Below are 12,606 nucleotides of genomic sequence, written 5' to 3'. Positions count from 1 at the left end.
AGAAAATATGGAGTGAAATAGTAAATCACTAACTCATTAATTCACAACTCACTCAATCACAAATAAATAATGAAACAAAACTGGTATAAAATCTTGGCCGTAGTGCTATTGGCTTATGTAGTAATTTGGGGTTTTCTGGGTAGAATACCTAGCCAACCGATACTTCACGAAACCGCTCGTAATCTTTATTTTCATGTACCGATGTGGTTTTCGATGTTTGCCATGCTAAGTGTTTCGGTATGGAATTCAATTCAATATCTTCGTAATCCACTTATTAGTTTTGATGACAAAGCGGCTGAATATGCCAATACGGGCATTGTTTTTGGAATTGTTGGGATTGCAACAGGAAGTATTTGGGCAAGATATACTTGGGGTACTTGGTGGACAAACGATGTGAAACTGAATGGTGCTGCAATTGGTTTATTAATTTATTTTGCCTACGTTATTTTAAGAGGTTCTTTTACAGATGAACAGCAAAGGGCAAGAATTTCAGCGATTTATAACATCTTTGCAGTTGCTTTGTTGATACCATTATTGATTATTTTACCAAGAATGACAGATTCGCTTCATCCGGGAAATGGCGGGAATCCAGGTTTTAAACCAATGGATACTGAACATACGATGAGAATCGTTTTTTATCCTGCCTGTATTGGTTGGATTTGTTTAGCTTTCTGGATTACCAGCCTTCGTTTAAGAATTAGAAAATTGATAGCATTGAATCAAGATTAGAAATATGAAAAAGACACTTTCGTTAATCATTTGCTTACTTATTTCAGTAAGCCTTTTTGCACAAGATAATGCCGCTGGAGAACCAGAAATGGCTGATAAATTATTTGCTGACGGTAGAATTTATGTAGTAGTAGCAGTTGTTGCAACCATTTTCGCTGGAATCATCGTTTACTTAATAAATCTTGATAGTAAAATTTCTAAGTTAGAAAAACAAATAAGAAAATAGTGGGAAGCTGTGAGCTACGAGCTTTAAGCTTTCAGAAATGAGTAATTCGGAATGTTAGATTTTAGGATTATTAACGAATCACTAACTCACAATTCACTCAATCACTAATTATAAACAAATATGAAAAAGACGCATATCATCGGACTAATTGTGATTGCTATTGCCGTAGCAATTCTTGTTTCAACAGGTACAGAAGCAAGTACTTATGTTGATTTTTCTGTCGCTGAAAACATGGCAAAAACTGGCGACAACGACCAAGTACATGTAGTTGGCAAATTGAAAAAAGATGCTGCTGGAAATATTCAGGATTTGGTCTATAATCCAACGCTTGATGCCAACCACTTAGAATTTATGCTGATTGATAACAATGGGCGTGAACAAAAAGTAGTTTACAATGCTCCGAAACCACAAGATATGGGCAGAGCAGAGCAAATGGTTATCATTGGTAACATGGATGGAAATGTTTTCAAATGTGAAAAAATCTTGCTTAAATGTCCTTCAAAATATCAAGATGGTAAAGTAGAGTTTAAAGAAGCAAAACCAGAAAAGCAGTCATAATCTTTATAATTTGTATAGGAAGCTATCGAATATTACGATAGCTTTTTATTAACGATTTTGGAAAGAACATTTCGGTTTTAAAAATCCGAAACCCGAAATCCGAAGTCCCCAATCCCTTTATGTTACATACAACCATCGGAAATATTGGTCACTTGTTTATTATTTTGTCGTTTGTGGCATCATTAATTTCAACATTTGGCTACTTCAAATCGGTACAAACCACTGATTTATTAGAACAAGCTTCTTGGAAACGTTTTTCTCGTTTCGCATTTTATATACACGGAGCCGCTGTTATCGGTATTATTGCAATTTTGTACACCATTATTTACAAGCATTATTTTGAATATCATTATGCTTGGTCTCACTCATCAAAAGCATTACCTGTTTATTATATCATTTCCTGTTTTTGGGAAGGGCAAGAAGGCAGTTTCTTACTTTGGATATTTTGGCATGCCGTTTTAGGAATTGTACTAATCAATACCAATAAACATTGGGAAGCACCAGTAATGGCTATTTTTGGCGCAGTACAAGTGTTTTTATGTTCAATGATTTTGGGAGTAGTATTACCAATAATTGATTTAAAAATTGGCTCATCACCATTTTTATTAATGCGTGAAGCCATGCCAGATTTGCCGGTTTGGGCAATGAAACCTGATTTCATTCCTGAAGATGGTAATGGCTTGAATCCATTACTTCAAAACTATTGGATGGTTATTCACCCACCAACCTTATTTCTAGGTTTTGCAACTACTTTAATTCCATTTGCTTATGCTATTGCAGGGCTTTGGAGAAAAGAATTTAGTTCATGGATTCGTCCAGCTTTGCCTTGGGCATTGGTTTCGGCTTTAGTATTGGGTGTTGGTATTATTATGGGTGGTTATTGGGCTTATGAAACCTTAAACTTTGGTGGATATTGGAACTGGGATCCAGTTGAAAATGCTTCATTTGTGCCTTGGTTAGTATTAGTAGCGGCAATTCACTGCATGATTATCTACAAAAATAATGAAGCAGCTTTGCGTACTTCATACATTTTAGTAATTGCTACTTTTGTATTGGTTCTTTACTCTACTTTCTTGAATAGAAGTGGAATTTTAGGAGAAGCGTCTGTACACTCTTTTACTGATTTAGGACTTTCTGGTCAGTTATTGATTTACATGTTGTTTTTCTTATTTGTTGCGATTGTCTTATTAGTAATTCGTTGGAAAGACATTCCTTCAGATGAAAAAGAAGTATCAACCTACAGTCGTGAATTCTGGATTTTTATGGGAGCAACTACACTTTGCTTGTCGTCCTTCCAGATTATTGCGGCTACTTCACTGCCAGTTTATAATAAAATTGTTGAAGGACTAGGCTTTGTTTCAAAATTAGCGCCACCTGCCGATGCCCCAACTTATTATTCTAAATTTCAAATTTGGTTTGGTGTTGGTATTGCTATTTTCTCTGGAATCGGACAATCATTTTGGTGGAGAAAAATCAAAAAAGAAACCCTCAGTAAACATTTATTAACACCACTTTTGTTAAGTTTAATTTTGACTTTCGTAGCGATTTTCTTCACAACAAAATCACAAGTAGGTGATTTCTTCAGTACGCCAACTTATATTACTTTGTTGTTTGCAGGAATCTTCTCAATCATCACGAATGGTACTATTTTGCTAGATATTTTCAAAGGAAATTATAAATTATCAGGCGGAGCTGTTACGCACATTGGTGTGGCAATGATGCTTCTGGGCATTTTGTTCTCTTCCGGTTATTCAAAAGTAGTTTCAATCAATAATAGTGGTTTTGCGATTTCTGAAAAAGACGAAGCTTTCACGAAAGACAACGATAAAGAGAATAAAGAAAACGTAATTCTTTGGTTGAATACTCCTTCTGAAATGAGTGATTATACACTTACTTATAAAGGAGTAAGAGTAGAAGGAAGAGAATTACCAGAATATCTTCATCCAAAACAAGTAGAATTGATTGAAAATGATTTCCATGCAGTAGCTTTGGAAGACATCGTTCAGCAAGGAAAAAAATATTATTCAGCAGGTGATACTTTACCAGTTTTTCCAGAAAACAAATTCTATGAAATTGATTTCAGAGATAAAGAAGGAAAAATAACAACGCTTTTCCCAAGATTTCAGATTAATAAAAAGATGGGAAATGCTCCATCTCCAGCGTTAAAACATACCATTGGTGGTGACCTTTATACTTATGTGGCTTTAGCACCAAATTTGGAAGAAAAGGAGTGGAGTAAAACCGAAAACTTTACAGTTGCTTTGAAAGATACTTTCTTCTTGAACGACTATGTAGCTGTGTTAGACCAAGTAAAACGTGTTGATACTTACGAAGGCAAACCTTTAGGACCAAACGATGCAGCAGTTCAAGCTACGATAAAAGTAATGGGTAAAGATTTCAGACCTTACGAAGTAAATCCGATTTTTGTGATTAAAGAAGGTTTGGTAGCCATGCCAGCAATAGAAAATGATGAAATTGGCGTGAGAGCAAAGTTTACCAACATCGACCCTAAAACTGGTCAGTTTGGTTTTGCAATCAACACCACACAAAGAGATTTTATCATCTTGAAAGCCATTCAGAAGCCATTAATCAATTTACTTTGGGTAGGAACTTTGGTATTAATTGTTGGTTTTGTAATGGCAATCATCAGAAGATACAGAGAATTCAAATTGATGAGAGACAAAGGTTTTTAAGGAAAAATTATAAGCGTTTTGGTATTAAACATAACGCTTATAATTGTTTTAAAGCTTAAAATGAAAGATTAACATGAGTAAAAAAGAAATACTTCTTCTATTTGCAGCCATTGGTTTTATCATCATGTGGATTTTAGATTTACGTGCAGGTTTACCAGCTGGGCTAGAACCTACCTTTTGGAATAAGATATTTTATCATTATTCATTCCTAATGTTTGCGATGGTTTGTTTGTTTTACTTCCAATATTCTAAACAAATTCGTTTGAAAAAAGAAGAGAAAGAAGCAGAAAACAAACCTGTCGAAACAGCAAAAGATGATAAACAAGCCCAAAGAAAGGCTTTATTGAAAGGGAAAAAGTAAGTGATTTTAAAGATTTCTTTCTATATTTGAGAAAGAAACAACAATTTTGTTAGGCAAATCTCTAAGCTCCTAACCCAAAATATGGACTCCCAACAAGCACTAAGTATAATAATCGCCATTATCGCCTCGGCATTTTTTTCAGGTGTGGAAATGGCTTTTGTATCTGCCAATAAACTTTATTTTGAACTCCAAGCCAAACAAGGAGTAATTACAGGGCAGATTATCTCTAACTATCTAAAGAATCCTTCAAAATTTATCGGAACGATGCTCATTGGAAATACACTTTCCTTGGTAGCCTACGGTATTTTTATGGAAGGATATTTACATCATGAGATAGAGGCATACTTGCCAATTTCCGGGATTGCTGCGGGTTTAATTGCATCTTTTATTGGTACAGTTATCATTTTAGCGACATCTGAATTTACGCCTAAAAGCATTTTTTTATTAAATCCTGATGGATTTTTAGAAGTATTGGCAATTCCAATTCTTATCGTTTACACATTGATGTATCCATTGGTTTGGGCAATTGTTGGTTTGTCTAAATGGTTTATTAACAATATTTTACGCTTAGAATATTCGGAAGAAAGACCCGCTTTTGGCTTGACAGATTTGAACAATTATCTTCAAAATCTGAACCGCAAAACATCCACAGAAGAAGAAGCAGAAGTAGATACTAAAATCTTCAATAATGCACTTGAATTCAAACAAGTACGTGTACGTGATTGTATGATTCCAAGGACGGATATTGTGGGGGTGGATATTGAAGACGGTATTGAAGAATTGAAAAAAGTATTTGTAGAAAGCGGGCATTCAAGAGTATTGATTTATAAAGAAACAATGGAGGACGTCTTGGGATATTGCCATTCTTTGGCTTTATTCAAAAAACCCAAAGAGATTCAGGGCATTTTAACGCCTATTCCAATTGTGCCTGAAGCGATGCCTGCGAAAGATTTATTATTCCGTTTTTCTAAAGAACATAAATCGCTCGCTTTAGTGGTTGACGAGTTTGGAAGTACCGCTGGTTTAGTAAGTATGGAAGATGTAATGGAGCAGATTTTTGGTGAAATTGAGGATGAATACGATGACAATGAAAATCTTACCGAGAAGCGACTTGAAGATAAAACCTATTTACTTTCTGCAAGATTAGAAATTGATTATTTGAATGATAAATACGACTGGAACCTTCCAGAAGGTGATTATGACACTTTAGGTGGTATGATTATCAGTATTAATGAAGACATTCCAGAAATTAATGAAACCATTATTTTTCATCCATTTAATTTCCAAATTATTGAGATGACGGATGCTAGAATTGATATTGTAAAATTGATGATAATTGGTGACATCGAAAAAAAATCAGAGTCTTACACGATGAAACATTAGGCTGATTTTACAGAATCACGTTGATTAAAGTCTGACTTTTCATTTCTGTTTCATACCATTCTTTTACTGGATTAGAATCAGCAGTAATGCCGCAACCTGCAAAAAAAGTAGCGTGATTTCCTTGAATTTTTACTGTTCTTAGGTTAACAAATAAATGACTTTCATCTTTAATGTTGACTGGACCAAGAAAACCGCTGTAAAACTCTCTGTTGTGTAATTCTGTTTCGGCAATCAAACGCAAAGCTGCATTTTTGGGCATTCCACAAACAGCTGAAGTTGGATGCAGTAATTCAAGCATTACTGTTCCTAATTGAGGAAAATTAAGTGCTTTTGTATCTACTTTAAAGTCGGTTCGCAAGTGCATCAAATTACCCGCTTGCACTGTTTTTGGCCCACTTTCGCAGTATTCTCTCAAACGAATTTTCTTGAAACATTCAATAACGTATCTACTCACAAAAGCCTGTTCTTCAATTTCTTTGTGCGACCAGCGAATACTGATTGGCGAAAGCATTTCACCATTATCGCCAATGGCAGACTGAGTACCAGCTAAAGACATCGTTTTGAAAATGCCTTGTGCATCTACACTAACCAAGGTTTCGGGTGTTGCTCCAAGCCAAATCGCTTCAAATTCTGGCAAATACACCAAAGAAACAAAAGCATTGGGATAAGCCTTACATAATTTCTGGAAAGCATCAATTATTTCAAAACTTTCGGGTAAAGTAACATTTTTTGTTCTTGATAAAACTACTTTTTGCATTTCACCATTTTCAATGGCAATAATGGCTTTTGAAACCATTTCTGCAAAAATCATTTCATTATATAATCCACCATCCCATTTTTCTAAAGTACTTTCTGAAATGTGAACTTGTTGGTTTTTGATATTATTTTTTGTCGAAGAATTTACTTCGTCCTCTTCTGAATAATCTAAATATTTTCGTTCAAACACTTCTGCTTCAAGTGTTTTTCCTTTGATAGAATCTTCAATTTCATGATTATTTGTATCAAAACGATAGTATAAATCACCCCTAAGAAATAGTGATTCTCCCTGAAAAGGACTCATCACAAATCCCGCAGGTAATTCATCTAAATCTATTTTTGTACGTTGTGTACTTCCAGAAAGATCAATGATTAATTGTTTCTCAGTAGATTGTGGCAACTGCCAAAGTGCCAAAGGAAAACCCTCTGAAAAAGCAATTTGCGAGAGTCTTTCTAACTTATGTGTTTGTTGTGAAATATGAAATTCCGAAGTCGGGGTCATATCCTGAAGTGTTTAGTAATTTATAAAGAACTATAAAATTAACATCTTGTGTATGAATGCGGTTTCAGAAATTTTTAAATTTTTTCTAAATATTTATAAGTCTTTGAATGTTAAAAGTTTAAGTTTTTTAAAATTTAACATTAACTATCTTTTATCAATAATTGCAGTGGTTAATCTGCTGGCACAAACCAAATCACCCTTTTCATCGGTTATTTTAATGTCCCAAACATGGATTTTTCTACCAATTTTTAACGGATAACATTTGGCATAAACAAAGCCTTCACGAGCTGATTTTAAGTGATTAGCATTGATTTCAATGCCTACTGCGGCTTGAGTTTCAATGTTTTCTAGCATCATCCAAGAAGCAATACTTCCCAAAGATTCTGCCAATACCACTGATGCTCCGCCATGAAGTAATCCCATCGGTTGTTTGGTGCGTTCATCGACGGGCATTTTGGCAGCAATATAAGTATCTGTTATTTCAGTGAATTCAATTCCTAAAAGCCCAACCATATTGCCTTTGCTTCTTTCATTAAGTTGTTCGAGTGTATAGGATGTTTTTATCATGTTGATGATTTGATTTATGCTCAAAAACTGTATTTTTGCGGGAAATTAGTCAAACTAAATGATTTTTTTATTGATTAACTTTACATAATTTGTAAAAAGGCAATTAACCCATTAAAAGATTGTCATAAAATATAATCCTTCAAATCAATGTCTAACGAGCAATCACAAACTCCCAAAATTAAGACCGTTTATTTAATCCGTCATGGAGAAACAGATTTCAACCGTCAAGGTATTGTACAAGGCAGTGGCGTTGATTCTGAATTGAATGAATTAGGGCATGCTCAGGCAGAAGCTTTTTTTCAAAAATATCACCATATTAATTTTGATAAAGTATATACTTCTGCATTACAGAGAACGCACCAATCGGTAAAGAAATTTCTTGAAAAAGGACTTCCTTGGGAACAACACGAAGGACTAAACGAAATCAGTTGGGGCGTGCGTGAAGGAAGAGTACCTAATGACGTCGATAACGAGTATTATAAAATACTTATTGATAGTTGGATTAATGGTAAGGTAGATATGCCTTCAGAAGGCGGAGAAAGCCCATTAGATGTAATTACTCGCCAAAAGCCTGTGATTGATTTGATTGTATCTCGTCCAGAAGAAGAAACTATTTTAGTCGCCATGCACGGAAGAGCCATCAGAATCATTTTAACATTATTGTTAGAACGTGAACTGCAAGAAATGGATACTTTTGAACACGCCAATCTTTGTTTGTACAAACTTACTTATGATTACGAGCAAGGTAAATTTTTTGTAGAATTAGAAAACGACCTTTCACATCTCGACGACCTTATCGTCGAATAATCATATTCAAGGGAAATATGTAAAAATACTTCTTTCATATTTCCCTCAATTCTTCATTTCCTCTTTTATCCGTTTATCAAGCCCACTTTCCGTTTACTGAATAATTCCATTGCTTTTTAGTACATTGCCTTAATTTGTCGTAAAAAGGTAGAAGAAACGGGAGATTTACATTTCATTTTAGAAGTGTAGTAGAAAAGATTAATATGTCTAGAGCTAAGTTATATTGGATTTTGCAAGTATTCGGCTGGTCGGCGTGGTTGGCCAACGAAGCTTTGATTTATTCGAATGATTTTGGTTGGTCTTTAGATTGGTTTGTTGCAGCACTTTTGAATGTTGTTGTTGCCATTGTAATTACTCATAATTTCAGAAAAATCATTAAAAAATACGGTTGGGTAGAATTGCCAATCGACCGAGTAATTCCTCGAATATTGGTTGCAGTAGGTTTTATGTCAGTTTTTATGGCATTTGTCAATATTCCATTAGATTCTTATTTGTTGCGAGAAGAAGAAGAAAGAGACCTTTGGTCTTTCTTTTTTGTGATGCAGTTTATATTTAGCTGGGCAAAACCATTGATGATTTGGACACTATTTTATTATGCTTCACATTATTTCGAAAGAAAATCTGAAGTAGAAGTAGATAAAATTCGCTTAGAATCATCAGTCAAAGAAACAGAATCAAAAGTATTAAGAGCGCAAATGAATCCACATTTTATGTTCAATGCTTTGAATAGTATTCGTGCTTTGATTTTGGAAGAACCCGATAAAGCCCAAAAAGCAGTAACGCAATTATCCAATATTCTAAGAAGTTCTTTGCTGGCAGATAGAAGAAAAACGGTTTCACTTTCTGAAGAATTAAGAACGGTTGAAGATTATCTAGCACTAGAAAAAATTCGTTACGAAGAGCGTCTGCAAATCAGAAAAAATATTTATCCAGACACGATGCACGTACAAGTACCGCCAATGTTATTACAAACTTTGGTAGAAAATGCCATAAAACATGGTGTATCGAAACCTGTAAAAGGTGGTTTTGTGAGTTTAGAAGCAAAATTGGTCGGAAAGAATTTATTAATCATTATTAGTAATACAGGTATTTTAGAAACCACAGATTCGGGAGGTTTCGGACTAGAAAACACCGCACATCGTTTAGAATTACTCTTTGGACCAGAATCTAAATTTAGAATTTATCAAGCATCCAAAGATGTTGTTACGGCTGAAATCACGATACCGATTCCGTCTGCTGAACCTGAAAAAGATACTCCGTTTTCAAAAATTACTAATATTGTAAAACCTAAAGTGACAATCTAAGTAGTGATTTGTAAACTGTGATTGGTGAACAGTCCGCCATCTCGGTAGCATTTCAAAGTTCTAGTTATCAGTTGTTTATGATAAATGAAAACGCTACTTTAATTGTATTGATTACTTAAAAAGATGATTAGAAGCTAATCAGAAACCATAAAATTTAATATGAAGGCTATCATTGTTGATGACGAACGTTTGGCAAGAAACGAATTAAAACGCTTGCTAGAGAATTTTCCTAAAATAAACATCGTTGGAGAAGCTGCCAATGCAGATGAGGCAGTTGTGATGATTGACGAACTGCATCCTGATTTGTTATTTTTGGATATTCAAATGCCAGGCAAAACAGGTTTTGATTTATTGAGTGATTTGGAAGGATATGTGCCGGAAGTAATTTTTACAACTGCTTACGACGAATACGCTATCAAAGCCTTTGAATTTAATGCTTTAGATTATCTGCTTAAACCAATTGAATTACACAGATTAAGCGAAGCAATTCAGAAAGTAGAAGAGGAGTTTGACCGCCAAAAACAGCTTACTGAAACAGTAAAAGATAGTACGGTTGTTTTAACTGAAAATGACCAAGTTTTTGTGAAAGATGGCGAAAAATGTTGGTTTGTTCGTTTAGGAAATGTTCGTTTGTTTGAATCGATGGGGAATTATGTGAGACTTTATTTTGATGATCAGAAACCGTTGGTTTTAAAATCATTAAATGCTTTAGAAGATAGACTTGATCCAAAAACCTTTTTCAGAGCCAACAGAAAGCATATCATTAACCTTAAATATATTCAGAAAATAGAACCTTGGTTTTCAGGTGGCTTACAAGTAACCTTGCGAGAAAGTGGAGATAAAATTGAAATTTCTCGTCGCCAAGCAATCCGATTTAAAGAATTGTTAAGTTTATAAACATTAGAGGATGGTCGTTAGTTTTGTTTTAAACTAACGACCATTTTTTCTTTTATATGAAAAAGCCCAGCATTGACGAACTCCATAACCCAAATCATTTTTCACTCGTAGAGTCATTTAAGATTGATGAAATGATGACGTTTCTAATGAAAGAATTAGGAGCCAACTCAACTAAACCCAAAACAGGCAATAAAATTATGAGAATTGTTCTGATAGGAATGGTTGGAGCTGTTGTTGGCTATTTTATTGGGAAACAAATTGGGAAGTTTAAACTTGATTCTTGGCAATTTTTAGAAGCCTTTGGACTATTGATTTTTGTTCTATTGCCCATTCATGAAGGCATTCATGGATTCGTATTTAAAATACTTGGGGCAGAGAAAGTAGGTTTTGGTTGGACTCCCAAAACATTGATGGTTTATGCTTATGCTCAGAAATTTGTGATGAGTTTAAAAGAAAATGCTATTGTTGCAGTGATGCCTTTTTTAGTGATTACTTTGGCTTTGCTAGTTGCCTTTTTTGCTGTGCCAGAATACAAAACGCTTGTTGTTTCAACTTTCATTTTACACACCTATGGCTGTTTGGGAGACTTTATTCTGATAAAATATTACTTCAAATATCGTCATAAACAAATGTTTACTTATGACGATATTGATGAGGCAGGAATGACTTATTTCTTTGAAAAAGATTAATCTAACCCCTGAGATTTGCTAATTTTTGTTCTTCGATAATGGTGATTTCGCTTCCACTTACTTCAATCAATTTATCAGATTTAAAATCGCTTAATGTTCGGATGAGTGATTCAGTGGCAGTACCTACAACAGAAGCTAAATCGTCTCTAGAAATTCTAATTGAAAATTTATCTTGCTTTTCGGTTTTGTATTTTTTCGATAACATCACCAAGGCATCAGCAGTACGTTTTCTTAAAGAATTATAAGCCATTTGAGTCAACTGCTTTTCTTTTTCTTGAATATCATTTGCTAATATTTTGATGAATTTATTTGCAACAGATTGATTTCTTGTAATTAATTCTAAAAAATCGTTCTTAGGAATTCCGATTACTTCACAGTCTTCAAGTGCTTCTGCAGATTCTTGGTATTCAGTTGATTCAATAATAGCAATGTGTCCAAAAAAATCTCCAGAATTATATAAACCTGTTACAAATTCCTTTCCATCTCGGTTTGATTGATACGTTTTAATTTTCCCAGATTTTAGGAAGTAAAACTTAATCGGTTCATCGCCTTCAGTGTAAATCAATTGTTTTTTCTTAATTGCTGATACTTTTCTATCTTTAGAAAGCGAGTTAATATCAACATATTCACGGGCTTGTTGATAAAGTTCTTCTAATTCTAATTCCGTATTTTTAAATGATTTAGAAAGGTTATCTATCTTTTTCAATCTACTTTCAATGGCATTCAAAAGTTCGATTTCTTGAAAAGGCTTCGTTAAGTAATCGTCAGCGCCCATTTCCATCCCTTTTCGATGGTCTGAACGTTCAGCTTTTGCCGTTAAGAAAATAAATGGAATGTTTTGTAATTCTGGGTTTTGGCTAAAAATATGCAATACTCCATATCCATCCAAAATTGGCATCATAATGTCGCAAATCACTAAATCGGGTTTTACTTTTTGGGCAAGTTCAACCCCAACTTTTCCATTTTCGGCAGTCAGAACATTGTAACTTGCAAGTTCTAAAATTTCAGCGGTTGTTTCTCTGATATCGTCACTGTCTTCTATAAGGAGTATTGTTTTCATTTGCGAGTATTTAAGGGTGTTTCTTGTTAATTAAAATTCCAGAAAGATTTCTGCCAAAAATAAAAAGATTAATT

Annotated in this window: 13 protein-coding genes; 10 read left to right on the top strand and 3 right to left on the bottom strand. The window is 34.2% G+C overall.

Annotated elements, in window-relative coordinates; translation table 11 throughout:
- Positions 1 to 69 precede the first annotated feature (69 nt).
- The 6 genes from VB798_RS05790 (at position 70) to VB798_RS05765 (ending at position 5,950) form a co-directional block, all read left to right on the top strand.
- Positions 70 to 729 (top strand): cytochrome c biogenesis protein, encoded by a 660-nt coding sequence (locus VB798_RS05790; protein WP_323256916.1) that lies wholly within the window; start codon positions 70 to 72, stop codon positions 727 to 729.
- Positions 730 to 733: 4 nt separating this feature from the next.
- Positions 734 to 955, top strand: coding sequence for a CcmD family protein (locus tag VB798_RS05785; protein ID WP_323256914.1), 222 nt, complete (start codon positions 734 to 736; stop codon positions 953 to 955).
- Between the two features lie 120 nt (positions 956 to 1,075).
- Entirely contained in the window at positions 1,076 to 1,513 is a 438-nt protein-coding gene (locus tag VB798_RS05780; RefSeq protein WP_323256912.1) for a cytochrome c maturation protein CcmE domain-containing protein, read from the top strand.
- A gap of 119 nt (positions 1,514 to 1,632) precedes the next feature.
- On the top strand, positions 1,633 to 4,206 hold the full coding sequence (gene ccsA, locus VB798_RS05775; RefSeq protein ID WP_323256910.1) for a cytochrome c biogenesis protein CcsA: 2,574 nt from the start codon (positions 1,633 to 1,635) through the stop codon (positions 4,204 to 4,206).
- A 73-nt stretch (positions 4,207 to 4,279) separates the two neighbouring features.
- Positions 4,280 to 4,567: a hypothetical protein gene (locus tag VB798_RS05770; protein ID WP_184134906.1), complete on the top strand. Its 288-nt coding sequence runs from the start codon at positions 4,280 to 4,282 to the stop codon at positions 4,565 to 4,567.
- Between the two features lie 81 nt (positions 4,568 to 4,648).
- On the top strand, positions 4,649 to 5,950 hold the full coding sequence (locus VB798_RS05765) for a hemolysin family protein (protein WP_323256907.1): 1,302 nt from the start codon (positions 4,649 to 4,651) through the stop codon (positions 5,948 to 5,950).
- A gap of 7 nt (positions 5,951 to 5,957) precedes the next feature.
- Here VB798_RS05765 and VB798_RS05760 read toward each other — a convergent pair whose 3' ends face one another.
- Together VB798_RS05760 and VB798_RS05755 are read right to left on the bottom strand one after the other, a co-directional pair.
- A complete protein-coding gene (locus tag VB798_RS05760) occupies positions 5,958 to 7,208 on the bottom strand; it encodes a chorismate-binding protein (protein WP_323256905.1) in 1,251 nt (416 codons plus the stop codon).
- Positions 7,209 to 7,352: 144 nt separating this feature from the next.
- Entirely contained in the window at positions 7,353 to 7,775 is a 423-nt protein-coding gene (locus VB798_RS05755; protein ID WP_323256903.1) for a hotdog fold thioesterase, read from the bottom strand.
- 147 nt (positions 7,776 to 7,922) lie between these two features.
- Between VB798_RS05755 and VB798_RS05750 the strand changes: the two genes are divergently transcribed.
- The 4 genes from VB798_RS05750 to VB798_RS05735 all read left to right on the top strand — a co-directional run bounded on the left by VB798_RS05750 (position 7,923) and on the right by VB798_RS05735 (position 11,472).
- Positions 7,923 to 8,582, top strand: a complete 660-nt coding sequence (locus VB798_RS05750; RefSeq protein WP_323256901.1) for a histidine phosphatase family protein — start codon at positions 7,923 to 7,925, stop codon at positions 8,580 to 8,582.
- Positions 8,583 to 8,785: 203 nt separating this feature from the next.
- Positions 8,786 to 9,886 carry a sensor histidine kinase gene (locus tag VB798_RS05745; RefSeq protein WP_323256899.1) on the top strand — a complete coding sequence of 367 codons (1,101 nt, stop codon included), beginning with the start codon at positions 8,786 to 8,788 and terminating at the stop codon, positions 9,884 to 9,886.
- A gap of 159 nt (positions 9,887 to 10,045) precedes the next feature.
- Positions 10,046 to 10,783 (top strand): LytR/AlgR family response regulator transcription factor, encoded by a 738-nt coding sequence (locus VB798_RS05740; RefSeq protein ID WP_184134900.1) that lies wholly within the window; start codon positions 10,046 to 10,048, stop codon positions 10,781 to 10,783.
- 56 nt (positions 10,784 to 10,839) lie between these two features.
- On the top strand, positions 10,840 to 11,472 hold the full coding sequence (locus VB798_RS05735; protein ID WP_323256897.1) for a DUF3267 domain-containing protein: 633 nt from the start codon (positions 10,840 to 10,842) through the stop codon (positions 11,470 to 11,472).
- Between the two features lies 1 nt (position 11,473).
- Here VB798_RS05735 and VB798_RS05730 read toward each other — a convergent pair whose 3' ends face one another.
- Positions 11,474 to 12,532, bottom strand: coding sequence for a response regulator (locus tag VB798_RS05730; RefSeq protein ID WP_323256895.1), 1,059 nt, complete (start codon positions 12,530 to 12,532; stop codon positions 11,474 to 11,476).
- Positions 12,533 to 12,606: the final 74 nt, after the last annotated feature.

This window comes from Arcicella lustrica, from assembly GCF_034930985.1.
Classification (GTDB): domain Bacteria; phylum Bacteroidota; class Bacteroidia; order Cytophagales; family Spirosomataceae; genus Arcicella; species Arcicella lustrica.
The sequence above is the reverse complement of the archived record's forward strand: the minus strand, read 5'-3'. Positions and strand labels throughout refer to the sequence as shown.